Origin of the sequence: Azospirillum argentinense, assembly GCF_000632475.1 — a bacterium.
Taxonomy (GTDB): Bacteria; Pseudomonadota; Alphaproteobacteria; order Azospirillales; family Azospirillaceae; genus Azospirillum; species Azospirillum baldaniorum.
In genome coordinates this window covers 20,415-44,560 of record NZ_CP007793.1, presented here as the reverse complement: position 1 = coordinate 44,560, position 24,146 = coordinate 20,415, and the positions used below count along the sequence as shown (strand labels likewise).

Below are 24,146 nucleotides of genomic sequence, written 5' to 3'. Positions count from 1 at the left end.
TTGCGTGAATTGAACGCACACGAAGCCTATGCTTCGGCAGGACCAGTGGCGCAGGGCCGGGAACGGGGCCTGGAACGGGAACGGGGGACGGGACTCAGAGTTTCCCTTCGGCCTGCCAGGCGAGGCGCTTGCGGTAGATCGTCGAGGCGCTGATCTCCAACAGGGCCGCGGCGCGGGGGATGTTGCCGTCGCAGGCGGCGATGGCCTCCTCGATGGCGTCGCGCTCCACCTCCCACAGCGGCTTCACCGTCTTGGGCGACGGCGCCTGGGCCGCGGAGCCTTGGGCGTGGCCGCCGCCATGACCGTTTCCGCCACCGTTGGCGGGCGGCGGCGCGGCGGTCCCCGCCGGGGTGCCGAACGGGGCCGGCAGCATGGCCGGCGTCACCGTGTCGCCGTCGTGCAGCACCACGATGTTGCGCACCACGTTCTGCACCTGCCGCACGTTGCCCGGCCAGTGGTAGGTGCGCAGCGCCTGCTCCGCCGCCGGTGAGAAGCGGACGAAGCCCTTGCCCTCCTCCCGGGTGTAGTCGGCCAGGAACTGGCGGCAGATCTCCAGGACGTCGTCCTCGCGCTCGCGCAGCGGCGGCAGATGGATGGGGATGACGTGGAGGCGGTAATAGAGATCCTCGCGGAACCGCCCCTCCTCCACCTCGCGCAGGGGGTCGCGGTTGGTCGCGCAGATGATGCGCAGATCGACCTTCTCCAGCTTGCTGCCGCCGACCGGGGTGAAGGTGCCGGTCTGGATGAAGCGCAGCAGCTTGGTCTGGAGGTCGGGCGCCAGCTCGCAGATCTCGTCGAGGAACAGGGTGCCGCCGTTGGCCCGCGCCGCCGCGCCCTCGCGGTCGGCCACCGCCCCGGTGAAGGAGCCCTTCATGTGGCCGAAGATCTCGCTCTCCATCAGGTCCTTGGGGATGGCCCCGCAGTTGATGGCGATGAAGGGCCGGTCGGCCCGCGGGCTCTGCCGGTGGATGGCCTCGGCGCAGACCTCCTTGCCGGTCCCCGACTCGCCGGTGATGAAGACCGTCGCACGGGAGGAGGCGGCGCTGTCGATGATCCGGTAGACCGCCTGCATCGCCAGCGAGGAGCCGAGGAAGCCGTGGTAGCGGCTGCGCCCCAGATCCTTCTCGAAACTGTCGACCAGCTGGGCGAGGCGCAGCCGCTCCATGGCGTTGCGCACGGTGACGGTCAACCGCTCCGCCGAAAAGGGCTTCACCAGGAAATCATAGGCGCCGTAGCGCATCGCCTCCACCGCCACCCCGACCGACCCGTGGGCGGTGATGATGATGACCGCGCAGGGCAGCGCCTGGGCGTTGATCCGCTTCAGCACGTCCATCCCGTGCATGTCGGGAAGCTGGAGGTCCAGCAGCACGATCCGCGGCACGCCATCGGCCAGCTGCTCCAGCGCCGCGGCCCCCGTCTCCACCGTGGTGACGGCGCTGCAGTCCTTCTTCAGGAACTCCGCGTAGACGCGGGCCAGCGACGGCGTGTCTTCGACGAGCAGAACGGGCGTGGAGCGCGCGGGCATGGACCGTTTGAATTCAAATGGAAAATAGGGAAAAGAGCCTCCGGATTGCCTTGGTTATCAGCAAATCCTTAAAAATGCACTCTACGCGATGACGGGCCATGGGCGAAAGACCTGGAATGCGGCCGCGCAACGAAATATCCCGTCCATGGTTTCACATTCCGGTCATGGATGTGCATTTCACACCGGATTTGCTGTGTGGATGAGCGAAGGACGCTTGTACCGGACGCCGTGATGGAATATCTGAATTCTACAAAATCCATAGCAAGGAGCGGCGGACCCCCGTGGCCGAAACATCCGTGCTGTCCGGCAAGCGCATCCTGCTCGTCATTGCGGGCGGCATCGCGGCCTACAAGAGCCTGGAGCTGATCCGCCGCCTGAAGGAACGGGGCGTGCGCGTGCGCGCGGTCCTGACCCGGGCCGGGGCGCAGTTCGTCACGCCCCTGTCCGTGCAGGCGCTGACCGAGGACACCGTCTACCAGGACCTGTGGTCCCTGACCGACGAATCGGAGATGGGGCACATCCAGCTGTCGCGCGACGCCGACCTGCTGGTCGTCGCCCCGGCCACCGCCAACCTGCTGGCCCGCATGGCCGCCGGCATGGCCGACGATCTGGCCGCCACCGTTCTGCTGGCCACCGACAAGCCGGTGCTCGTCGCCCCGGCGATGAACGTCCGCATGTGGGAGCATCCGGCGACCCGCGACAATCTGGCCCTCCTGGAAAAGCGCGGCGTGCGCCGGGTCGGCCCGAATAAGGGCGAGATGGCCTGCGGCGAGTACGGATTCGGGCGCATGGCCGAGCCGATGGAGATCGTCCAGGCCATCACCACCCATTTCGAGGAGCTGGACGCGCCCATGCCGCTGGCCGGCAAGCGCGCCCTGGTCACCAGCGGCCCGACGGTGGAGCCCATCGACCCGGTGCGCTACATCGCCAACCGCTCCTCCGGCAAGCAGGGCCACGCCATCGCCGAGGCGCTGCGGCGGCTGGGGGCGGAGGTGACGCTGGTCACCGGCCCGACCCGCCTGCCCGACCCGGCCGGCTGCACCGTGCGCCCCATCGAGACGGCGCGGGAGATGCTGGCGGCCTGCGAGTCGGCCCTGCCCGCGGACATCGCGGTCTGCGCCGCCGCCGTCGCCGACTGGCGCGTGGCCGGCGAGTCGGACCGCAAGCTGAAGAAGGACGGCGGCGGCCCGCCGAGCCTGGCCCTGACCGAGAACCCCGACATCCTGGCGACCCTGTCCCAGGCCGGGCCGCGCCGCCCGGCGCTGGTCGTCGGCTTCGCCGCGGAGACCGGCAACGTGGTGGACTACGCGACCGCCAAGCGCGCGCGCAAGGGCTGCGACTGGATCGTCGCCAACGACGTGTCGCCGGGCACCACCACCTTCGGCGGGGCCGACAACACCGTCCATCTGATCCGCGCCGACGGCGCCGAGGACTGGCCCACCATGGGCAAGGACGCCGTGGCCGCCCGCTTGGCCGAGGCCATCGCCCGGCATTTCAACCCGCCTTCCCCCCCTGCCCCCCAGGAGACCATTCCGTGAGCGCAACGGCATCCGCCATTCCCGTTCCCATCGTCCGGCTCGCCCACGCCGCGGGGCTGGACCTGCCGGCCTACGCGACCGAACACGCGGCGGGCATGGACCTGCTGGCCGCGCTGGCGGAGCCGGTCGTCCTGGAACCGGGCCGCCGCGCGCTGATCCCCACGGGCGTCGCCTTCGCCCTGCCCGACGGCTACGAGGCGCAGGTGCGGCCGCGCTCCGGCCTGGCGCTGAAGCACGGGATCACGGTGCTGAACAGCCCGGGCACCATCGACGCCGATTACCGCGGCGAGGTCGGGGTGATCCTGATCAACCACGGCGACCAGCCCTTCACGGTGGAGCGCGGGCAGCGCATCGCCCAGCTGGTGATCGCCCGCTACGAGCGCGCCGCCTGGTCCGAGTCGGCCGTTCTGCCCGACAGCGCCCGCGGCACCGGGGGCTTCGGCTCCACCGGCCAGTTCGTCTCGACCTCCCCCGCGCAGGAGTCGCACTGATGCTCCGCATCTCCAAGAAGCTGATGTTCGCGATCGAGGCGGTGCTGGACATCGCCTACAACGCTGGCACCGAACCCGTGCAATCCGGCGAGATCACCCGCCGCCAGGGCATTCCCAAGCGCTACCTGGAGCAGGTTCTCCAGCAGCTCGTCCGCGACGGCGTCCTGGCCGGCGTGCGCGGGCCGCGCGGCGGCTACCGGTTGGCCCGCGAGCGCCGGCGGATCACGCTGGGCGAGATCGTGAAGGTCGTCCGCTCCATGGAGACCGCCACCGACCCCATCGAGGAGCCGGCCGGCTCCATCCTGGGGCACAAGGTGGTGCGCCCGCTGTGGAACGAGCTTCAGGAGGAATGCATGAAGAAGCTCGACGACATCACCATCGAGGATCTCTGCCTGCGCGCCCGCACCGCCGGCGTCGAGAGCGAGACCGAAGACCGCATCGATTTTACGATTTGATCCCACACGGAAAACGGTTAAATTCTACGCATGATGTAGAAAGTGGGAAAATACCACACACCGGAGGAGTGAAAAATGCCGGGTTCCGAGTTTCGCGGTAAGATCTACGACAGCATTCTCGACACCGTCGGCGCCACGCCGCTGGTGCGCGTCAACCGGCTGGCCGAGGACGCCGGGGCCAAGGCCCAGATCGTCGGCAAGCTGGAGTTCTTCAACCCGCTGGCCAGCGTGAAGGACCGCATCGGCTTCGCGATGATCGACGCGGCGGAGCGTGCCGGCACCATCGAGCCGGGCCGCACCACCCTGGTCGAGCCGACGTCGGGCAACACAGGCATCGCGCTGGCCTTCGTCGCCGCCGCCAAGGGCTACCGGCTGATCCTGACCATGCCGGAAAGCATGTCGGTCGAGCGCCGCAAGATGCTGAAGCTGCTGGGCGCCGAGCTGGTGCTGACCCCGGCGGCGGAGGGCATGAAGGGCGCCATCCGCCGGGCCGACGAGATCGTCGCCACCGATCCGAACGCCTACATGCTCCAGCAGTTCAAGAACGCTGCCAACCCGGAGATCCACCGCAACACCACGGCGGAGGAGATCTGGAAGGACACCGACGGCAAGGCCGACTTCCTGATTTCCGGCGTCGGCACCGGCGGCACGCTGACCGGCGTGTCGGAGGTTCTGAAGGCCCGCAAGCCGGGCTTCCGCACCATCGCGGTGGAGCCGGAGGACAGCCCCGTCCTGTCCGGCGGCATGCCCGGCCCGCACAAGATCCAGGGCATCGGCGCCGGCTTCGTGCCGGACGTCCTGAACAAGGACCTGATCGACGAGGTCGTCCGCATCTCCAACCAGCGCGCCTTCGAGACGGCCCGCAAGGTGGCGAAGCTGGAAGGCATCCCGGTCGGCATCTCCTCGGGTGCCGCGCTGGCTGCGGCGCTGGAGATCGGCTCCCGTCCGGAGAACGAGGGCAAGCTGATCGTCGTGATCCTGCCGTCCTTCGCCGAGCGCTATCTCTCCACCGCCCTGTTCGAAGGGCTGGAGTAACACCGGCATCCCTTCCCGCGCCCGCTCACGGGCGTGGGAAGGGACTCCCGACGCGCAACCGGGCGGCGAATATTGCATCGCCACGCATCCTGCTGTAGAGTGGACTGCGTCCGGTCTTTGTGCCCGCCCCCGGAATCGGGAGGCGATTTGACAAAAAGATTGGATTTTAGTAATTTAACCTGTCGGCGCTGGGAATTTCGGCCGGCGCGGCTCCGCCGTTCCGGGCAACGGACCGGCTTGCGGCGCGGCTGCGCGACGATGCGGAGCGGACGGCACAGGACCAGCGGGGGAGGCCACCATGGGCGTCACGATTCCGAATGCCTCGACGATGAACTGGTTCCAGTTCCGCGGCATCACCAACGAATTGGACTCCAACCTCGCATCCACCGACTACCGCCAGTTCACGGTGTCGAAGACCGGCGAATTCAATTTCAAGATCGCCGACATCAACACCAACATCAAGATCGTCGACCAGAACAACAAGGTCGTCGCCGAGGCGAAGGCGAAGAACGAGGCGGCGGAAACCAGCGCCAAGCTCGGCCCCGGCACTTACACCGCGGTCATCTCCCAGGCCGTCCGCGGGGTGAACGAGCGCGAATACACGCTGGACATCACCGAACGCCAGAACATCATGATGGTGGGGACCGGTGCCCAGATGAAGGGCATCGCCCGCGCCGTCGTCGGCAACGACAGCGGCGTCCAGAAGCACACGCTGACCGTCGCCCAGGGCGGCGAGTTCGTCGGCAACATGTCCCTGCCCTACACGCGCTGGGCCCTCATGAGCAAGGAGGGCAAGGTCGTGGCCTCCGGCGACACGATGGACCCGACGAAGGCGGGCGAGGACATGCTGAAGAAGCCCAGCTTCAAGATCGACCCCGGCCAGTATGAGTTGGTGATCGTCCCGCCGAAGAACGTGGTCGGCGAAATCCCCTATCAGCTGAACTTCATCCAGAAAGTCGCCAAGACACCCGAATCGACCGAGGAACGCCCGTTCGACAAGATCATGCGGGAGCGCGAGGCGCGGCTGAAGCAGTGGGCGGCGGAGGATGCGAACAAGTCGTCCAGCACGTCGAAGACCACCCCCTACAAGATGAGCCTGCTCGCCTGACGCTGCCGCCCGCGTCAGGCTCCCGAGCGAGGGGGCTTGCGCGGCATGGGGCGTTCCGCGCTATTCTGCGGATCATGGATTTCACCGATACCCAGCTTCACCGCTATTCCCGCCACATCATCCTGCCGGAAGTCGGCGGGATCGGGCAGGAGGCGCTGTTGCGCGCCCGCGTCCTGGTCGTCGGGGCCGGCGGGCTGGGCGCACCGCTGCTGCTCTACCTCGCCGCGGCGGGTGTGGGCACCATCGGCGTCATCGACGACGACACGGTGGACCTGTCCAACCTGCAACGGCAGGTCATCCACGACGAGTCGTCGCTCGGCGTTCCGAAGGTGGAGAGCGCCGCCGCCCGCATCCGCGCGCTGAACCCCGACGTGGCGGTGGAGGTGCACAAGGCACGGCTGACGAAGGACAACGCGCTGGACCTGATCGGGCGCTACGACATCGTGGCCGACGGGTCGGACAATTTCGCCACGCGCTTCCTGCTGAACGATGCCTGCTACTTCGCGAAAAAGACGCTGGTGTCGGCGGCAATCCTGCGCTTCGACGGGCAGGTCTCCACCTTCAAGGCGCATCTCGGCGACCCGCACCCCTGCTACCGCTGCCTGTTCCCGGAACCGCCGCCGCGCGGTCTGGTGCCGTCCTGCTCCGAAGGCGGCGTTCTGGGAGCGCTGGCCGGCTTCGTCGGTTCGCTCCAGACGACCGAGGTGCTGAAGGAGATCATGGGCATCGGCGAGGGCTTGTCGGGCAGCCTGATGATGCTGGACACGCTGCACGCCTCCTTCCAGCGCATCACCGTGCGCCGCGACCCGGACTGCCCGCTGTGCGGCACCCACCCGACCATCCACGACCTGTCCGCCCACTGAGCGGCGATTGGGAGAGCCCTTTAGTCATGGAAGGCCCCGAGTCCCTGTCTATCGTCCTGTTCGCGGGCGGCTTCGACCGGGTGCACTACGCCCTGGTGATGGCCAGCGCGGCGGCGGCGACCAACCGCAAGGTCACACTGTTCTTCACCGGCCGCGCCCTGAACACGCTGCTGGCCGGAGACACCGACGGCGTGCCGGGCTGGCACCGGCTGGACCCGGCCGACGACGGCAGCCGCCCGGCGGAGCGCGACGCCGCCTTCACCGCCAACGGGCTGGCCGGCTTCGAGGAGTTGCTGGAAGCCTGCGTGATGCTCAAGGTCACGGTCATGGCCTGCGAGATGGGGCTGCGCGCGCTCGGCCTGCCGGCCGGCGTGCCGCTGCGCCCCGACGTGCCGGTGACGACCGGCGGGGTCGTCACCTTCCTGAACGACGCGCCGAAGACCGGCGCGATCCTGTTCGTGTGAACGCGATGACGGACGACCACAGCCCGGTGGACCACAGCCTGGTGATCGAACACGCGAACCGCTTCGAGGCGATCGCCGCGGAGGGCTTCGAGGGCCGGCCCTACCGGGACGCGCTGGTCCATCTGGCGCAGCATGTGACCGCGCATCCCGACCTCGCCCCGCGGGTGGCGCACGCCCTGCGCATGATGATCGGCTTCATCGAGGACAGCGACCCGGCGAAGCGCTTCGGCCCGAAGGTGGCGATCCTGCGGGAGGCGGTGGGGCTGCTGGAGGGGTAGCTTTCGCATTGCACACGGAACCCCCACCCTTCCCACGCTGACGCGTGGGCCCCTTCCCTCCCCCGCTTCGCAGGAGAGGGAAACAACCCCCTCCCCTGCGAAGCGGGGGAGGGTTAAGGGAGAGGGCAAGGCCGGCGCTTGGCGCATTTCGGTCAGATGGACTTGCTGTCCAGCGCGTAGCCCGCCGAGCGGACGGTGCGGATCAGGTCCATCTCCGTCTCCTCGTTCATCGCCTTGCGCAGGCGGCGGATGTGAACGTCCACGGTGCGCGGCTCGACATAGACGTCGTGGCCCCACACCACGTCGAGAAGCTGCTCGCGCGAGAAGACGCGGCCGGGATGCTGCATGAAGTGGCGCAGCAGGCGGAACTCGGTCGGCCCCAGATGCACGTCGCGCCCGTTCCGGCGCACCCGGTGGGCGGCCAGATCCATGGTCACGTCGGCGAATTGCAGCGTCTCGTCGGTCATGCCGGGGGCCGAGCGGCGCAGCACGGCGCGCATGCGGGCGACCAGCTCGGTCGGGGAGAAGGGCTTGGTGATGTAGTCGTCGGCGCCGGAATTCAGGCCGCGCACGCGGTCCGCCTCCTCGCCGCGGGCGGTCAGCATGATGATCGGGATGTCGCGCATCTTGCTGTTCCGGCGCATCTGGCGGCAGACCTCCAGCCCCGACATCAGCGGCAGCATCCAGTCGAGCAGGACGATGTTCGGCGTCTGCTCGCCGGCCAGCAGAAGGGCTTCCTCGCCGTCGGTGGCGGCGTTCACGCGGAAGCCTTCCTTCTCCAGATTGTACTTCAGCAGCGTCACGATGTCGGCTTCGTCCTCGACGATGAGAACGAGCGGCTTCAGCGCCGAATTCATGCTTGTCCCGCTCCCACTGCGCGTCTCGCCGTCACGCGGCATGTCCCGCTCCATCGTTATCCGGGCCGTCGTCCCGCGGCAATCCCCGTTCCACTGGCCCCCGTTCCACCGACTCCGTAGCCGCATCCATGACCGAACCGCCCGGCTCGACCACGGCGAAGCTGCTGCCGTCGTTCTTTGGACGCGCGGCGCGCAGCGTCGTCCCGACCACCAGATAATGGATGGTCTCGGCGATGTTGGTGGCGTGGTCGCCGATCCGCTCCAGGTTCTTCGCCATGAACAGCAGGTGCGTGCAGGGCGTGATGTTGCGCGGGTCCTCCATCATGTAGGTCAGGACTTCGCGGAACAGGCTGGTGTAGAGGTCGTCCAGCTCCTCGTCGCGTTCCCAGGCGGCGATGGCGCGCTGGACGTCGCGCTCGATGTAGGCGTCCAGCACGTCCTTCATGATCGACTCGACCAGCCGCCCCATGCGCGGGATGGCCACCGCCGGGCGCACCACCGGCACCTGGGCCAGCGCCAGCGAGCGCTTGGCGATGTTGGAGGCGTAGTCGCCGATCCGCTCCAGGTCCGACGCGATCTTCAGCGCCGACACGATCTCGCGCAGGTCCTGGGCCAGCGGCTGGCGCAGGGCGAGCAGGCGCACGGCCTCGGCGTCGATGTCGCGCTCGTAGGCGTCGATGCGCCGGTCGGCCTGCATGACCTGGGCGGCCAGCGCGACGTCGCGGCGGGCCACCGCCTTCACGGCGGCGTCCACCTGCGCTTCGGCGACGCCGCCCATCTGGGTGATCAGATTGGACAGGCGCTCAAGTTCGTGCGCGAAGGAACGCACGATGTGTTCGTTGCTCATGCTTCACGTCCTTCGCTGATGGAAAGGATGCGGCGATGCCGGGGATCAGCCGTAGCGGCCGGTGATGTAGCCCTGGGTGCGCTCGTCCCGCGGGTTGGTGAAGATTTCCTCGGTGTCGTCGCACTCCACCATGTCGCCCAGATGGAAGAAGGCGGTCTTCTGGGAGACGCGGGCCGCCTGCTGCATGTTGTGGGTGACGATGACGATCGTGTAGTTCTCGCGCAGCTCGTCGATCAGCTCCTCGATGTGGGCGGTCGCGATGGGGTCGAGCGCCGAGCAGGGCTCGTCCATCAGGATCACCTCGGGGCTGACGGCGATGGCGCGGGCGATGCAGAGGCGCTGCTGCTGGCCACCGGACAGGCCGGTGCCCGGCTCGCGCAGGCGGTCCTTCACCTCGTTCCACAGGCCGGCGCGCTTCAGCGAGGTCTGGACGATCTCGTCCATCTCGTCGCGGTGGCTGGCGATGCCGTGGATGCGCGGGCCGTAGGCGATGTTGTCGTAGATCGACTTCGGGAAGGGGTTCGGCTTCTGGAAGACCATGCCGACGCGGGCGCGGAGCTGCACGGCGTCGATGGATTTGCCGTAGACATCCTCGCCGTCGAGCGCGATCAGCCCCTCGACGCGGCAGTTCTCGATGGTGTCGTTCATGCGGTTCAGGCAGCGCAGGAACGTCGACTTGCCGCAGCCGGACGGGCCGATCAGCGCCATCACGCGGTTTTCCTGGATCTCCAGGTTGATGCCCTTGAGCGCCTGTTTGGCCCCGTAGAACACCTTGACGTCGCGGGCGACCATCTTGGTGCCGTGGATGCCGGCGGCGGGACGCGAAGCCATGGCCGTGGCCGGGATGTGGGTCTGGACGCTCATGGGGTTACCAACGCCTCTCGAATTTCTTGCGCAGGAAGACGGCCAGGCCGTTCATCAGGATGAGGAAGGCGAGCAGGATCAGGATCGCCGCGGAGGTGCGCTCCGTGAAGGCGCGCTCGGGGCTGTCCGCCCACATGTAGATCTGCACCGGGATGGCCGTGGCGCTGTCGGTCAGGCCGCCCGGGATGTCCACGATGAAGGCCACCATGCCGATCATCAGCAGCGGCGCCGTCTCGCCCAACGCGCGGGCCATGCCGATGATGGTGCCGGTCAGGATGCCCGGCAGGGCCAGCGGCAGGACATGGTGCGTCACCGTCTGCAGCGGCGAGGCGCCGACGCCCAGCGCCGCCTCGCGGATCGACGGCGGCACCGCCTTCAGCGCGACGCGCGAGGCGATGATGATGACCGGCAGGGTCATCAGCGCCATCACCAGACCGCCGACCAGCGGGGCGGAGCGCGGCAGCCCGAAGAAGCCGAGGAACACCGCCAGACCCAGCAGGCCGAAGATGATCGACGGCACCGCGGCGAGGTTGTTGATGTTCACCTCGATCAGGTCGGTCCAGCGGTTCTTCGGCGCGAACTCCTCCAGATAGACCGCGGCGGCGATGCCGATGGGCACCGACAGCAGCATGGTCACCACCAGCGTCAGGGCGGAGCCGACGACGGCCCCCAGGATGCCCGCCTGTTCCGGCTCGCGGCTGTCGCCGGCGGTGAACAGGGTGGTGTTGAAGGTGCTGCGGATGGAGCCGTTGGCGACCAGCGCGTCGATGGCGGCGATCTTGACGTCGTTCAGCCGGCGCTCGCTCTCCGGCACGTCGCGCCGGATGAAGCCCTTCATGAACTGGTCGATCTCGTCGTCGGCGCGGACCCAGACCGTCTGCGTGGTGCCGACGAGGGAGGGGTTGGCGTTGACCATCGCCTCCAGCTCGTACGGCGCGCCGGAGGACAGCAGGTCGTTCAGCGAGCGGCGGGTGGCGCGGTCGGTGGCCGCCGGGACCTGGGCGTAGAGCGCCTGCCGGACGAGGGCGGTGTAGTTCCGCTCCTCGACCTGCTGCTTGTCCAGGGTCACCTCAAGCCGGATCTGCGCCTGCCAGAAGGCGGTGTAGCCCTTGCTGACGATGGAGCCCAGCAGGATCACCAGCATCAGGGACGCGACCCCGACGGCGAGCATCCCGGCGATCCGGAACCGGCGCTCCGCGGCGTAACGGCGGCGCAGCCGGGCGGAGAACTCCTCGCTCTGGTAGCGCGACTTGGTGACGGCGACCGACATGGCCCGCGTATCCTGTTCCACGAGGTCAGTCATATTTCTCTCGATACTTCTGGACCACCCGGAGGGCGACCATGTTGAGGGTGAGCGTCACGACGAACAGGACGAGACCCAGCCCGAAGGCCGACAGCGTCTTGGGGCTGTCGAACTCCTGGTCGCCGACCAGCAGCGTGGCGATCTGCGTCGTCACCGTGGTCACGGCGTCCAGCGGGTTGGCGGTCAGGTTGGCGGTGAGGCCGGCGGCCATGGTGACGATCATCGTCTCGCCGATGGCGCGGCTGACCGCCAGCATGATGGCGGCGACGATGCCCGGCAGGGCGGCAGGCAGCACGACCAGCCGGATCGTCTCCGACTTGGTGGCGCCCAGCCCGTAGGAGCCGTCGCGCAAGCTCTGCGGCACCGCGTTGATGACGTCGTCCGACAGCGAGCTGACGAAGGGGATGATCATCACGCCCATCACGAAGCCGGCGGCCAGCGCCGATTCCGAGCTGACGCTCAGCCCCAGGCTGTTGCCCACGTCGCGGACGAAGGGCGCCATGGTCAGGGCGGCGAAGAAGCCATAGACCACGGTCGGGATGCCGGCCAGCACCTCCAGGATCGGCTTCAGCCAGGTGCGCAGGCCCGGGCTGGCGTATTCCGACATGAAGATGGCCGCCATCAGCCCGACCGGAACCGCCACCGCCATGGCGATGCCGGTGATCAGCAGCGTGCCGGCGAACAGCGGGATCGCGCCGAAGGAGCCGCTGGAGCCCACCTGATCGGCGCGCATGGCCATCTGCGGGCTCCAGTGCGTCCCGAACAGGAAGTCCAGCGGGTTGACCACCGCGAAGAAGCGGATCGCCTCGAACAGAAGCGACAGCACGATGCCGATGGTGGTCAGGATGGCGACCAGCGAGCAGATCACCAGCGCGATGTTGACCGTGCGTTCCACCCGGTTGCGGGCGCGCAGGTCGGGGTCGATCCGGCCGCGGGCGTAGAGCAGGCCGCCGATGGCGATGCAGCAGCCGATGACCAGCAGGCTCCAGTCGCCGAGCGCGTGCAGCCGCAGATAGCGCTCCGCCGCGGCGACCACCTCCGGATCGGGCTCGCGGCCGGTGGTGACGCCGTGGGCGAGGTTCAGGATGTCGGCGCGCAGCAGGCCGAGCGACTGGGCGTCGCCGTTGACCAGCCGGTCCGGCAGGCCGGACAGGACCATCTGCATGACCAGCCAGCCTTCCGACGCCCCCCAGAAGGCGAAGAGCAGCAGGGCCGGAAGCCCCGCCCAGAGGGCGACGTAGAAGCCGTGGTAGGACGGCACCGAATGAAGCTCGACGATGCGGCCGCCGACGGAGGCGACGGCACGCGACCGGCCCATCTGGTAACCGATCACTGTGAGCAGGGCCAGAATGATGAGCAGTACCGTGAGCTGCATGCGAAACCGCCGGAAATGGGCTGAGAATTGGCTCCTGGCACAAACGGGAAACCGGCGGCCCTCCGAGGAGAGCCGCCGGTGCCGTCAGCCGGTCAGAGCTGGAGCGGGGTCAGGTTGGTCGCCGAAGTGCGGGCAGCGTCGCGCTCCGCCTTGGGCATGGAGATCAGGCCCTTGTCGCCCAGATAGCCGTCCTCACCCATCGCGCGCTCCGAGGTGTACTCGGCGATGAACTCGCGGATGCCCGGGATGACGCCGGCGTGGGCGTTCTTGATGTAGATGTACAGCGGGCGCGACAGCTCGTACTTGCCGGCCTGGACCGCTTCCGGCGACAGCTCGACGCCGTCCATCTTGGCGGTCTGCAGCTTGTCGCGGTTCTGGTCGTAGAAGCTGTAGCCGAACACGCCGAAGGCGTCCGGGTTGGCGGTCAGCTTCTGGACGATCAGGTTGTCGTTCTCGCCGGCCTCGACGTAGCCGCCGTCCTCGCGGATGGTCATGCAGGCCTTTTCGCGGGCCTTCTCATCGGCGACCGCGGCCTTCACCTCGGCGACCTTCTTGCAGCCTTCGAGCATCACCAGCTCGTTGAAGGTGTCACGGGTGCCGGACGTCGGGGGCGGGCCGAGGACCTCGATCTCCTTGTTCGGGAGCTTCGGGTCGATGTCCGACCACTTCTTGTAGGGGTTGGCGACCATCTTGCCGTCGACCGGCACGTCCTTGGCCAGGGCCTTCCACAGGATCTGGGTGGTCAGGTCGGTGTGCGGGGCCTGCTTGGAGTAGGCGAGCGCGATGCCGTCGAAGCCGACCTTCAGCTCGGTGATCTGGGCGACGCCGTTGGCGGCGCACTGCTCGACCTCGGACTTCTTGATGCGGCGCGACGCGTTGGCGACGTCCGGGTGCTGCGGGCCGACGCCCGCGCAGAACAGCTTCAGGCCGCCACCGGTGCCGGTCGATTCGACGACCGGGGTCTTGAACTTGCCGCCCTTGCCGAAGGCCTCGGCAACCGCCGTGGTGAACGGGAACACGGTCGAGGAGCCGACGGCGCGGATCTGGTCGCGCGACTGGGCGTTCGCAGCACCCGCGAAGGCGGCGGTCATGGCGACGACCGCGGCGGCGGTGACGGCGAGCTTCTTGGAATTCACGGTATCCCTCCGATGGTCCGGTTGCCCCTTTGCCGGGGAACGCGATGGTTCAACCCCGTGCCGCTTCCCCCAGGGGCAGGCGGCTTGCGGGGCGGACACTAGTCGGGGTCCGCGACGCGCTGATTACGGTTTTATGACAGTTTCATGACGACGCCCACTTTCGGTCACGCCGGACGGGGTAGACGCAACCTCTAGGCTTGGCGCCGCGCGGGCTCCTCGGCGCGGCCCTCTGTGGACTCCTCCGACGCCGCCGGTAGATAGACCGTGAAGGTGCTGCCCACCCCGACCGCACTTTCGATGGTCAGGCGACCGCGGTGGCGGTTCACGATGTGCTTCACGATGGCCAGCCCCAGCCCGGTGCCGCCCATGGCGCGCGAACGCGCGGCGTCGACGCGGTAGAAACGTTCGGTCAGGCGCGGCAGGTGGGTGCGGGCGATGCCCTCCCCCTGGTCGCGCACGGCGACGGCGACCATCGGCATCCCCCGCCCGCCGCGGCCCGCCGGGCCGGACACCCCGACCGCCACGCCGTCGGCGAGCGACACCGCGACCGTCACGTCGGTGTTTTCGCGCGTGTATTTGATCGCGTTGCTGACGAGGTTCTGGAAGACCTGGGTGAGCTGGTCCTCGTCGCCGATCACCGCGGGCAAGCCGTCCGGCGCCTCCAGCGTCAGGCGGATGCGGCGGCTGGCCGCCTTCAGTTCCAGCGCCGCCATAACCCCGTCCAGCCGGTCCAGCACATCGACCTTGCCGGCGGGCGGCATGTGCTCGTCCAGCTCGATCCGCGACAGCGACAGCAGGTCGTTGACGAGGCGGGCCATCCGGCTGGCCTGGTCCTGCATGATCGACAGGAAGCGCTCGTGCGCCTCCAGATCCTCGCGGGCAGGGCCGCGCAGCGTCTCGATGAAGCCGAGCAGGGAGGACAGCGGGGTGCGCAGCTCGTGGCTGGCGTTGGCGATGAAGTCGGCGCGCATCTGCTCCGACCGGCGCAGCGCGGTGATGTCGTGCAGCGTCAGGATGACCATCCGCCCCGGCACGGTTCCGGCGGGCACCCCGTCCTCGCCGGGGGCCGGGCGGGGGACGCGCCGCTGGAAGGGCTTGACCCGCACCTCGAACATGCGCTCCACCGGCACCGGCAGGCTGAATTCCAGGATGCGCGAGGCGCCGCCCTTCAGCACGGCGTCCACCGCCTCCAGCACCGCCGGGTTGCGCAGCGAGGCGGCAAGGTCGCGGTCGAGGATGCGGTCGCCAAACAGGGCGCGCGCCGCCTGGTTGGCCCGCGCCACCTGCCGCTCCGCCCCGACCAGGACCAGCGGGTCGTGCAGCGCCTCGATGATGGATTCGTTGGCTTCGAGCTGGGCCAGCGCCAGTTCGGTGCGGGCGTTCATCACCCGGTGCAGCCGCACCGCCGCCGCCGCCGCCGCGCGCACCGGGCGGGAGGCGGTGACGGGCAGGGAGGGCACCGCCTCCGTTGGGCCGGCGGCGAGCTGTGCCGCGTGGGCGGCCACCGTGCGCAGGTCGCGGAAATAGAGCTGAAGCATCAGCGCCACCCCGCCGATCCCGGCCAGCCCGCCCAGCACCGCCACCGCCGGACCGATGGCCCCCTGCCGCCACAGCCACCACAGGGCCGGCAGCAGCGGCGCCAGCACCAGCGCGGCGGCGAGGATCAACCGGAGGGGCGGCATCGGCTTGGGAGTCATGATCGGCGCTTTCGTGCGTCGGACGGACGGCAGGAAGACGGTTGGGGGGACGGAACTCCGCTTTTACACCATCCCGCATAGCCGGTGAGCGGGCGTCACAAAAGATTAACGCGCGGGCCGGGGAAATGCCCGGCCCGCGCGTCGTTCGAAGACAGCTCCCTCCGCTTACCAGGGCAGCGAGTCGTGGGCCGCCAGCGCCGCCGCGGTGACCAGATCGTTGACCGAGGCGCCCATGGTGACAATCTGCGCCGGCTTGTCCAAGCCGATCAGCAGCGGGCCGATCATCTGGCCGCCGGCCATCTTGTGCAGCATCTTTGCCGTGATGTTGGCCGAATGCAGCCCGGGCATGATCAGCACGTTGGCCGGGCCGGACAGCCGGCAGAAGGGGTAAACCCGCTTCATCAGCTGATAGTCCAGCGCCACGTCCGCCGACATCTCCCCATCATACTCGAAATCGACGCGGCGGCTGTCGAGGATGTCGATGGCCTCGCGCAGCGGGTCGGTGTTCGGGTGGGGATGCTGGCCGAAGTCGGAGAAGGACAGCAGCGCCACCCGCGGCTCGTGCCCCATCTGGCGCGCCTTGGCCGCGGCGCCGATGGCGATGTCGGCCAGCGTCTGGCCGTTCGGGCGGACATGCACCGTGGTGTCGGCGATCAGCACCGTGCGGTTGCGCGTCAGGAAGACGTGCAGGCCGAAGACCGGCTCATTCGCCTTGGCGTCGATGACCCGGCGGATCTCCTCGAAGGCCACGCCGAAGGTGCGGGTCAGGCCGGTGACCATGGCGTGGGCATCGCCCTGCGCCACCATCAGAGCGGCGAAGACGTTGCGGTCCTGGTTCACCATGCGCTGGCAGTCGCGCAGCAGGGCCCCCTTGCGCTGCATCCGGCGGTACAGATAGTCGCTGTAGCGGCGGTTGGCGTCGGAAACGCGGGCGTTGTGGATCTCCAGCGAGACGCCGGACTGGCCCATCGCCGCCAGCTGCTCCTTGATGACCTCCTCGCGCCCGATCAGCACCGGCGTGCCGAAGCCGGCGGCGCGGTAGGCGAGCGCGGCGCGGATCGTCCGCTCCTCCTCGCCCTCGGCGAAGACGACGCGGCGCGGGTTGGCCTTCACCTTCTCCAGGATGAGCTGGAGGCTGTCCGCCGTGGGGTTGAGCCGGGTGCGCAGCGCGTTCCGGTAGCCCGCCAGATCGACGATGGGCTTGCGCGCCACGCCGGTCTCCATGGCGGCCTGGGCCACCGCGGCGGGGACCGTCACGATCAGCCGCGGGTCGAAGGGCACCGGGATGATGTATTCCGGCCCGTAGCGCAGGCGGCGGCCCGCATAGGCGGCGTCCACCTCGTCCGGCACGTCCTCGCGCGCCAGGGCGGCCAGCGCCTTGGCGGCGGCGACCTTCATCGCCTCGTTGATGGTGGTCGCCCGCACGTCGAGCGCGCCGCGGAACAGGTAGGGGAAGCCCAGGACGTTGTTGACCTGGTTCGGGTAGTCGGAGCGGCCCGTCGCCACGATGGCGTCGGAGCGGACGGCCTTCACCTCCTCCGGGGTGATTTCCGGGTCAGGGTTGGCCAGCGCGAAGATGATCGGCTTCGCCGCCATCGACTTGACCATCTCCGGCGTCATCGCGCCCTTGGCCGACAGGCCGACGAAGACGTCGGAGCCGGCGACCGCCTCTTGGAGCGTGCGCTTGTCCGTCTCCACCGCGAAGGACGACTTCCACTGGTTCATGCCGTCGGTGCGGCCGCGGTAGACGACGCCCTTGGTGTCGCACAGGATGATGTTCTCGCGCGGCACACCCATGGTCGTGAACAGCTCGGCGCAGGCGATGCCCGCCGCCCCGGCGCCGTTGACCACCATCGTCACGTCCTTGAGGGCCCGCCCGGTGATGTCGCAGGCGTTGATCAGGCCGGCGGCGGCGATGATGGCGGTGCCGTGCTGGTCGTCGTGGAAGACGGGGATATCCAGCAGCTCGCGCAGGCGCTCCTCGATGATGAAGCAGTCCGGCGCCTTGATGTCCTCCAGGTTGATGCCGCCGAAGCTCGGCCCGAGAAAGCGGACGCAGTTGACGAACTCGTCGACGTTCTTCGTATCGACTTCCAGGTCGATGCCGTCCACGTCGGCGAAGCGCTTGAAGAGCACCGCCTTGCCTTCCATCACCGGCTTGGAGGCGAGCGCGCCGAGGTCGCCCAGGCCCAGCACCGCCGTGCCGTTGGAGATGACGGCGACGATGTTGCCCTTGGCCGTGTAGTCGTAGGCCGTGCTGGGGTCCTCGGCGATGCGCAGGCAGGGAACGGCCACGCCCGGCGAATAGGCCAGCGACAGGTCGCGCTGGGTCGTCAGCGGCTTGGTGGGTGCGATCTCCAGCTTGCCCGGACGCCCGGAGGAGTGCAGCAGAAGGGCTTCTTCGTCGGTGACGCGCTTTGTATCGGGTTCGGTCATCGGGGTTCGGTTCCTGAGCGTAGGCTGTTGCAGCCGTTCTTCTTTGGGCCGGCCGGCGTTATTGTTTTCGGTTCCGGCCGGTCGGGCGGCGGATGTTAGCCTGCCTGGACACGCAGAGCTAGCCCGAGCGACGGGTGTTTCGCATGTTTGTTTCGAAATGACGCACTCAAGCGACATTCGGAGAAAGGACCAGCCGCCATTTTATGCCGGATCAAACTTTGTGCTGGCGAATGGCTCTCAGCACGGCCAGACAATCCGGTGACCGGCGGATGTTTTCGGGCGCCTGGGGGCTCTCGGCAGCGGCGGAAAAACCTTCCATCAGCTTGTGGCGGGCAAAGGCATCGTAGAAGAAGCTTCCTTGCACAAGCCCTGTGGCGTCATACAACAACTCGGCCATGGGAAGGCCGCCGTTTGACGCGCGGCAGCACCACAGGTATTTGGGCATGTTCCGGGTCAGCAGACGTGACATGGCCGCCCGTACGGAGGACACCGCATCGGGCATTTCCGCAAGGAAGCGTTCCTTCAACCCCTGCACGCTTTCCAGTCGGATGGTCCATTCGAGTGGCGTGCCGGCGCAGCGGACGTCCCGGCTTTGCAGGAAAAGGACGAACGAATTGTAGGCCGAATCGAAGTCCGACACGGCACGGTACACGTTGTCGAAGGGAATGCGGATTTTGTGGTAAAGCGGAACAATCACATGGCGCGGTTCGGCCACCACGACGTCGCCGTTGTCACGGGGCGGCAGGGCGGTCTGGATGTGGTTGTTGTGAAACCACAGCCGCGCGAAGGGGCCGGCCTGATCGTCGTGCACGAAAATCCGGCTCAGGCGCGTGGCGGTCAGACGCGGACCGTCGTCCTTGACGGCCCCCGCCTCGACAGCCTCCAGGCGGTGACCGACGGCGGTGACGGCGTGAAACCCCAGCGACCGGGGCGTCCTGGGCGCATGACCCTCCCCCGGTGCCGCGGCCGGGTTCTCGACAGCCTGCAATTCGAGCGAGATCAGGATCGGCAGCCCCAGGCCGCTGTAGGCGTGGGTGACCGCCCGCAGATAGTCCCACTTCCGGGCGATCCCGGACTCCGGCATGCCGATCAGGAACGGTTCCAGGCCAATGCTGCGGATCGCGTTGGCTTGTTGGCGTGGGGTGAGCCCATCGTTCGGCAGCGATCGCGAGCCGTCCTCGTCCGACGCCGTGGCTGCGCGGGTGATTTCGACCGGAGACGGAATGCCGTGATGAAACAGCACCCCGGTTTTCTGGAACATCGACCAGAGGGCACTGGTCGCACATGCTGCAACCTCGCGGTCCTGCTCCTGAAATGCAACGGACCGGACTTTCAAGGCAATGCCGAACAGACTCACCTCATAGGAGCGCAATGCCGGAAATTCGCGGGTTGCGGAGTCCGTGTCCGGGTAGGTCGAGAGACAGGTGCGCCCAATGATCCGGTTCGGCAGAGGCCGCACCACGATGAATCCCAGATAGCTCCGCTTCAGGGCGTCGAATAATGGAGATGCGCCGTTTTCCAACGCCCCGCGCAGATCATCCTGACAAAAATCAGCAGAAAAGAAATGTATACGGCGGCAAAACCGCTCAAAGCTCTGAAAACAGCGGGAATAATAGGCCGCATAGTCTTCTAGAAAATCATGATCGACATATTGCTTTTCGATCACAATCGTTCGCGGCGCCCGACTCTCCAGCGCCGTGAAGTATTTGGTCAGAAACCGATAGTGCTGTTTAGACTCCACCCGCTTTCGCGTATCCGCCACGGCCCCTGGCGATCCGTCCCCCTGATATGAGCCATCAGCGAGCGCGCCGAGCAGCGCATCCGGCGAATACGCAATGACGCTGTAAGGCACGGCACCCGCCCTGGCCGGAAAGTTCAGAAGGATACGGGTTGATCAAGAGAACGGCTATCGATCCGTGTGCCTTCAAAGAAAGCGTCGCAGGAGGTTTGCGAACGCTCCAGCGCCCGATCGATGCTAGCCCCTTGCGTGCTGGCCCATTCCATAGCAAGTGCTTCGATGCGTTCCAAATCCAGGGGAGTTATGGTCGGGTCATTCATGGTCGTTCGGTGGCTGGATCGGATCCCGAATCGCGGCGCCATCATCGGCGGGAGCGACTCGGCGTTTTCCAACCTGATCTTTTCCGTTGGTTTCCGCGTCGAACATCAATGCCACACACCAGCCCAGCGTCAACAAAAATATTATTACTTCTCAGAAGACTTTCGCGTCACGCGATAATGCATTGATTTGAAAAGAACATACAAAGACTTTCCGGGGCACCGGACACGTTGTTCAAAGCGGCACCCCGCCGCGGACGCCGTTCCATCGGTTCCACCGGGACGAATGCATGACCAACACCGCTCCGAGTCGCCGGAAGCTCAGAAGCTCTGACACCCTTTCCCATTGCCTACGAACAACGACCTTCAGCAGCCCTCGGCCATGTCGTAGATGGCGTCCATGTCGCTGATCAGGACCTTGTTGCCTTCCTGCAGCGAGATCACGCCGACGGTCTTCAGCTGGGTGAAGGTGCGGCTCACCGTCTCGGTGGTCAGGCCCAGGTAATCGGCGATGTCGGCCCGGCTCATCGGCACGTAGACGGGGTTTTCCTTGTGACCGCGCCGGGCGGCGCGCTGGGACAGCATCAGCAGGAAGGAGCAGATCTTCTCCTTCGCCGTCTTGCGGCCGAGCAGGAGCATCTGGTCCTGCGCCGCCGCCAGCTCGTTCGAGGCCATGGAGAAGAGACGGCGCTGCATCTTCGGAAACTCGTCCATCAGCGCGTCGATCTTCTTGCGCGGGAAGCGGCAGAGCGTCGCCGCCGTGACCGTTTCCGCGGTGTAGGCGTAGCTGTCGTTGACGGCCAGCCCCAGGAAGTCGCCGGTGACGAGGAAGCCGGTGATCTGGCGGCGCCCGTCCGGCAACAGCTTGTAGAGCTTCACGGTGCCGGCGGTGACGTTGTAGAGCGCGTCGGCCGCGTCGCCTTCGCTGAACAGGGTCTGTCCGGCTTCGACGCGGGACGTCTGGAGAATGTCGGCGAGACGGCGCAGTTCCTCGGGGTCCAGAGCGGCACAGACGGTCAGACTGCGCACGGGACAGGCCCCACAGGGATTCATCTCACTCGCCACGCCCTTTTCGCGGGCGCGTCCCATGTCAAAGGGTGGCATGGCATGACCCAGCCCTTAGCCGTACAACGCCCCCATAATCGTCATATTCGGTCTGTTTCGCAACGGTGCTCACAGGGACCGTGGCCGAATTGCCATACGAATGCCTTATGAGCAGCCCGCCGGAGCGGCCAATCAGCGCCCTTTCGGGGGGCTCGACGGCTCGGCGTTCGGGCGCGGCGGCTCGTCGTCGAACAGGATGCGGTGGGCCGCCCCGTCGAGATCGTCAAACTGCCCGGACTTGAGAGCCCACAGGAACGCCCCCAGGCCCATCAGCCCCAGGCTCAGCGCGATCGCGATCAGATAGAGAAGCTCGGTCATCGGTCAGGTCCTTGGTCACCGCGCCGCGGCTGAGCCGCAGGGCGTTGGCGATAACGATCAGCGAGGAGGAGGACATGGCCAGCGCCGCCAGCAGCGGCGTCAGCATGCCCGCCATGGCGATGGGCACCGCGAACAGATTGTAGACCAGCGCGATGCCGAAATTCTGGCGCACCAGCCGCCCGGAGCGGCGGGACACCTCGAACGCCTCCAGGATGGGGCGCAGGCGGCGGCCCTGGAACACCACGTCGGCGGCGGTCTGGCTGACGTCCACCGCGGTGGACGGCGACATCGACACGCTGGCCGCGGCCAGTGCCGGGGCGTCGTTCAGCCCGTCGCCGACCATCAGCACCTTGCGGCCCTCGGCGGCGAGCGCGTCCAGAACGGCGGTCTTGTCGGCGGGGGTCTGGCCGGCCCGCCAGTCCTTGATGCCCAGCTGCGCGGCCACCGCGGCCACGGCGCCGCGGCGGTCGCCGGACAGCAGCCGGACGTCGAGGCCCCGCGCCTTCAGCCCGCGCACCACCGCCGCGGCGTCGGCGCGCGGCGCGTCGAGGAAGGTGATGCGCACCGGGGCGGCGCCGGGGCGGGCCAGCCACAGCTCCGGCCCGGCGGCGTCCTCCGCCGTGTCCGGCGCGCCGGTGAAGGCGCGGCTGCCCAGCCGGATCTCCCCAGCAGAGTCATCCAGGGCGAGGCCGGCGCCGGGAATCTCGCGCACGCCGACGGCGACGGGGACGTTGGGCAGTGCGCGGGTCAGGGCGCGGGCCAGCGGGTGGCGGCTGGCCCCGGCGAGCGCCGCGGCAAGGCGCAGGTCGTCCTCGGCCACGCCGTCGAGTTGCGGGACGGGCCGCCCCTCGGTCAGCGTGCCGGTCTTGTCGAAGACCACCGTGTCGATGACGGCCAGCCGCTCCAGCGCCGTGGCGGTCTTCAGCAGGATGCCCTGCCGCATCAGCCGCCCGCTGGCGATCACCTGCACCACCGGCACGGCCAGCGCCAGCGCGCAGGGGCAGGTGATGATCAGAACGGCGACTGCGTTCATCAGCGAATCCTGCCAGGGCAGCCCGCCGAGCAGCAGCCAGCCCAGGAAGGTGCCCAGCGCCGCCACATGGACGACCGGGGCGTAATGGCGCGACACACGGTCGGCGATGGCGACGTATTTGGCGCGGCCCTGCTCCGCCACCTCCATCAGCCGGACGATCTCGGCCAGCAGCGTGCCCTCGCCCACCGCCGTCACGGTCACGCGCAGCGGGGCGGTGAGGTTGAGCATGCCGGCGAACACGCGGTCGCCGGGGCGCACGCTGCCCGGCACCGTCTCGCCGGTGATCAGGGCGGTGTCGAGGTCGGACACGCCGTCGGCCACCGTGCCATCCACCGCGACCCGCTCGCCCACCGCCACCAGGATGGTGGAGCCGGGGCTGACCTGATCCGGCGGGACGATGGCGCTGCGCCCGTCCTCGCTCAGCACGGTCACCGAGGTGGCGTGCAGGCCGAGAAGCTGCTCCGCCGCCGAGCGGGCCCGGCCGCGCGCCCGCTGGTCGAGATAGCGCCCGATCAGCAGGAAGAACAGCAGCATCATCGCACCGTCGAAATAAGCGTGCTGGCCGCTGTTGATCGTCTCGAACAGGCTCATGCTGGTGGCGAGCAGGACGCCGATGGTGATCGGCACGTCCATGTTCGTCCGCCCGCGCCGCAGCGCCTGAAAGGCTGAACGCGCGAAGGGCCGCACGGCGTAGGCGATGGCCGGCATGCAGACCAGCGCCGACAGCCAGTGCATCAGGTCGCGCGTGGCGGAGCCCATGCCCGTCGCGTGCCCGGCCCAGACCGACACCGACAGCAGCATCACGTTGCTGGCGCCGAAGCCGGCGACGGCCAGCGCGCGCAGAAGCTCCTTCTCCGTCTTCAGCTGCGCATCGCCCAGCCGCTCCGGGTCGAAGGGCACGGCGCGGTAGCCGATGCGGGCGACGGTGTCGACGACCGTGTTGGCGTCGGTCTCGGCCGCGCGCCACGTCACCGAGAGACGGCGCGTCGTCATGTTCAGCCGCGCGTGGGTCACCCCCGGCTGGCGGGCCAGCGCCGTCTCGATCAGCCAGACGCAGGCCGCGCATTGCAGCCCGTCGATCATCAGGTGCAGGGAGGCGGTACCATCCTCGGCGTGCTTGGCGTGGGGGGCGTAGTCGAGCGGCGGCGCCTCGCCGTCCGGGCGCAGCGGCCGGGCGCCCGGATCGACGCAGCGCCGCTCGTAATAGCGTTCCAGCCCGAGCCCGCGGACGAGGTCGTAGGCCGCCGCGCAACCGGTGCAGCAGAAGGGGCCGGCGCCGTCGGAGGCGGTGGTGCCGGTGCCCTCGGGATGCTCCTGCCCGCAGTGGAGGCAGACGGTCATGTCACGAAACCCGTGTGCTGGTG

General features: G+C 68.1%; 21 protein-coding genes. 8 read left to right on the top strand and 13 right to left on the bottom strand.

The window, feature by feature from the left end:
• Positions 1-94: 94 nt before the first annotated feature.
• Complete coding sequence (locus ABAZ39_RS00195) at positions 95-1,525, bottom strand: sigma-54-dependent transcriptional regulator (RefSeq protein WP_038525592.1); 1,431 nt, start codon at positions 1,523-1,525, stop codon at positions 95-97.
• Positions 1,526-1,806: 281 nt separating this feature from the next.
• On the opposite strand from ABAZ39_RS00195, the gene coaBC reads away from it, so the two are divergent.
• The 8 genes from coaBC to ABAZ39_RS00155 all read left to right on the top strand — a co-directional run bounded on the left by coaBC (position 1,807) and on the right by ABAZ39_RS00155 (position 7,757).
• The gene (coaBC, locus tag ABAZ39_RS00190; protein ID WP_038525589.1) at positions 1,807-3,063 is read left to right on the top strand and encodes a bifunctional phosphopantothenoylcysteine decarboxylase/phosphopantothenate--cysteine ligase CoaBC; all 1,257 of its coding nucleotides are present in this window, start codon (positions 1,807-1,809) and stop codon (positions 3,061-3,063) included.
• Positions 3,060-3,554: a dUTP diphosphatase gene (dut, locus tag ABAZ39_RS00185; RefSeq protein ID WP_038525586.1), complete on the top strand. Its 495-nt coding sequence runs from the start codon at positions 3,060-3,062 to the stop codon at positions 3,552-3,554. The genes coaBC and dut overlap by 4 nt, the downstream gene beginning before the upstream one ends.
• Complete coding sequence (locus ABAZ39_RS00180) at positions 3,554-4,009, top strand: RrF2 family transcriptional regulator (RefSeq protein ID WP_014238770.1); 456 nt, start codon at positions 3,554-3,556, stop codon at positions 4,007-4,009. Before dut ends, ABAZ39_RS00180 begins: the two co-directional genes overlap by 1 nt.
• Positions 4,010-4,084: 75 nt before the next feature.
• Positions 4,085-5,044, top strand: coding sequence for a cysteine synthase A (gene cysK, locus ABAZ39_RS00175; protein WP_014238771.1), 960 nt, complete (start codon positions 4,085-4,087; stop codon positions 5,042-5,044).
• A 298-nt stretch (positions 5,045-5,342) separates the two neighbouring features.
• Complete coding sequence (locus ABAZ39_RS00170) at positions 5,343-6,152, top strand: hypothetical protein (RefSeq protein ID WP_051657711.1); 810 nt, start codon at positions 5,343-5,345, stop codon at positions 6,150-6,152.
• Positions 6,153-6,226: 74 nt separating this feature from the next.
• Positions 6,227-7,015, top strand: a complete 789-nt coding sequence (locus ABAZ39_RS00165; protein ID WP_038525583.1) for a HesA/MoeB/ThiF family protein — start codon at positions 6,227-6,229, stop codon at positions 7,013-7,015.
• A gap of 26 nt (positions 7,016-7,041) precedes the next feature.
• Positions 7,042-7,479 carry a DsrE family protein gene (locus tag ABAZ39_RS00160; protein WP_038525582.1) on the top strand — a complete coding sequence of 146 codons (438 nt, stop codon included), beginning with the start codon at positions 7,042-7,044 and terminating at the stop codon, positions 7,477-7,479.
• Between the two features lie 5 nt (positions 7,480-7,484).
• Complete coding sequence (locus ABAZ39_RS00155; RefSeq protein ID WP_014238775.1) at positions 7,485-7,757, top strand: hypothetical protein; 273 nt, start codon at positions 7,485-7,487, stop codon at positions 7,755-7,757.
• A gap of 152 nt (positions 7,758-7,909) precedes the next feature.
• On the opposite strand, the gene phoB is transcribed toward ABAZ39_RS00155, so the two are convergent.
• From phoB to ABAZ39_RS00100, 12 genes are all read right to left on the bottom strand, one after another.
• Positions 7,910-8,614: a phosphate regulon transcriptional regulator PhoB gene (gene phoB, locus ABAZ39_RS00150; RefSeq protein ID WP_014238776.1), complete on the bottom strand. Its 705-nt coding sequence runs from the start codon at positions 8,612-8,614 to the stop codon at positions 7,910-7,912.
• Between the two features lie 31 nt (positions 8,615-8,645).
• Positions 8,646-9,461 (bottom strand): phosphate signaling complex protein PhoU, encoded by an 816-nt coding sequence (gene phoU, locus ABAZ39_RS00145; RefSeq protein WP_038525577.1) that lies wholly within the window; start codon positions 9,459-9,461, stop codon positions 8,646-8,648.
• A gap of 45 nt (positions 9,462-9,506) precedes the next feature.
• Positions 9,507-10,292, bottom strand: a complete 786-nt coding sequence (gene pstB, locus ABAZ39_RS00140) for a phosphate ABC transporter ATP-binding protein PstB (RefSeq protein WP_172428312.1) — start codon at positions 10,290-10,292, stop codon at positions 9,507-9,509.
• Between the two features lie 37 nt (positions 10,293-10,329).
• Entirely contained in the window at positions 10,330-11,628 is a 1,299-nt protein-coding gene (pstA, locus tag ABAZ39_RS00135) for a phosphate ABC transporter permease PstA (RefSeq protein WP_081862837.1), read from the bottom strand.
• A complete protein-coding gene (gene pstC, locus ABAZ39_RS00130; protein WP_038525572.1) occupies positions 11,621-13,003 on the bottom strand; it encodes a phosphate ABC transporter permease subunit PstC in 1,383 nt (460 codons plus the stop codon). The genes pstA and pstC overlap by 8 nt, the downstream gene beginning before the upstream one ends.
• Before the next feature lie 92 nt (positions 13,004-13,095).
• On the bottom strand, positions 13,096-14,139 hold the full coding sequence (locus ABAZ39_RS00125; protein WP_014238781.1) for a PstS family phosphate ABC transporter substrate-binding protein: 1,044 nt from the start codon (positions 14,137-14,139) through the stop codon (positions 13,096-13,098).
• 191 nt (positions 14,140-14,330) lie between these two features.
• Positions 14,331-15,836, bottom strand: coding sequence for an ATP-binding protein (locus ABAZ39_RS00120; RefSeq protein ID WP_051657709.1), 1,506 nt, complete (start codon positions 15,834-15,836; stop codon positions 14,331-14,333).
• Between the two features lie 165 nt (positions 15,837-16,001).
• Positions 16,002-18,272 (bottom strand): NADP-dependent malic enzyme, encoded by a 2,271-nt coding sequence (locus ABAZ39_RS00115; RefSeq protein WP_038525570.1) that lies wholly within the window; start codon positions 18,270-18,272, stop codon positions 16,002-16,004.
• Between the two features lie 211 nt (positions 18,273-18,483).
• Positions 18,484-20,124: a hypothetical protein gene (locus ABAZ39_RS35365; protein WP_144243436.1), complete on the bottom strand. Its 1,641-nt coding sequence runs from the start codon at positions 20,122-20,124 to the stop codon at positions 18,484-18,486.
• Positions 20,125-20,693: 569 nt separating this feature from the next.
• Positions 20,694-21,356: a Crp/Fnr family transcriptional regulator gene (locus tag ABAZ39_RS00105; protein WP_247881598.1), complete on the bottom strand. Its 663-nt coding sequence runs from the start codon at positions 21,354-21,356 to the stop codon at positions 20,694-20,696.
• Between the two features lie 207 nt (positions 21,357-21,563).
• Positions 21,564-21,701, bottom strand: a complete 138-nt coding sequence (gene ccoS / locus ABAZ39_RS36675; protein ID WP_247873944.1) for a cbb3-type cytochrome oxidase assembly protein CcoS — start codon at positions 21,699-21,701, stop codon at positions 21,564-21,566.
• Positions 21,655-24,123, bottom strand: coding sequence for a heavy metal translocating P-type ATPase (locus ABAZ39_RS00100; protein WP_038525562.1), 2,469 nt, complete (start codon positions 24,121-24,123; stop codon positions 21,655-21,657). Before ABAZ39_RS00100 ends, ccoS begins: the two co-directional genes overlap by 47 nt.
• Between the last annotated feature and the right edge of the window lie 23 nt (positions 24,124-24,146).

Excerpts from the sequence above, each read along its gene's own strand:
- ABAZ39_RS00195 (WP_038525592.1), bottom strand. The coding sequence starts at position 1,525 with ATGCCCGCGCGCTCCACGCCCGTTCTGCTCGTCGAAGACACGCCGTCG.
- ABAZ39_RS00180 (WP_014238770.1), top strand. The coding sequence starts at position 3,554 with ATGCTCCGCATCTCCAAGAAGCTGATGTTCGCGATCGAGGCGGTGCTG.
- cysK (WP_014238771.1), top strand. The coding sequence starts at position 4,085 with ATGCCGGGTTCCGAGTTTCGCGGTAAGATCTACGACAGCATTCTCGAC.
- ABAZ39_RS00170 (WP_051657711.1), top strand. The coding sequence starts at position 5,343 with ATGGGCGTCACGATTCCGAATGCCTCGACGATGAACTGGTTCCAGTTC.
- ABAZ39_RS00165 (WP_038525583.1), top strand. The coding sequence starts at position 6,227 with ATGGATTTCACCGATACCCAGCTTCACCGCTATTCCCGCCACATCATC.
- ABAZ39_RS00160 (WP_038525582.1), top strand. The coding sequence starts at position 7,042 with ATGGAAGGCCCCGAGTCCCTGTCTATCGTCCTGTTCGCGGGCGGCTTC.
- ABAZ39_RS00155 (WP_014238775.1), top strand. The coding sequence starts at position 7,485 with ATGACGGACGACCACAGCCCGGTGGACCACAGCCTGGTGATCGAACAC.
- phoB (WP_014238776.1), bottom strand. The coding sequence starts at position 8,614 with ATGAATTCGGCGCTGAAGCCGCTCGTTCTCATCGTCGAGGACGAAGCC.
- phoU (WP_038525577.1), bottom strand. The coding sequence starts at position 9,461 with ATGAGCAACGAACACATCGTGCGTTCCTTCGCGCACGAACTTGAGCGC.
- pstB (WP_172428312.1), bottom strand. The coding sequence starts at position 10,292 with ATGGCTTCGCGTCCCGCCGCCGGCATCCACGGCACCAAGATGGTCGCC.
- pstA (WP_081862837.1), bottom strand. The coding sequence starts at position 11,628 with ATGACTGACCTCGTGGAACAGGATACGCGGGCCATGTCGGTCGCCGTC.
- pstC (WP_038525572.1), bottom strand. The coding sequence starts at position 13,003 with ATGCAGCTCACGGTACTGCTCATCATTCTGGCCCTGCTCACAGTGATC.
- ABAZ39_RS00120 (WP_051657709.1), bottom strand. The coding sequence starts at position 15,836 with ATGACTCCCAAGCCGATGCCGCCCCTCCGGTTGATCCTCGCCGCCGCG.
- ABAZ39_RS00115 (WP_038525570.1), bottom strand. The coding sequence starts at position 18,272 with ATGACCGAACCCGATACAAAGCGCGTCACCGACGAAGAAGCCCTTCTG.
- ccoS (WP_247873944.1), bottom strand. The coding sequence starts at position 21,701 with ATGGGCCTGGGGGCGTTCCTGTGGGCTCTCAAGTCCGGGCAGTTTGAC.
- ABAZ39_RS00100 (WP_038525562.1), bottom strand. The coding sequence starts at position 24,123 with ATGACCGTCTGCCTCCACTGCGGGCAGGAGCATCCCGAGGGCACCGGC.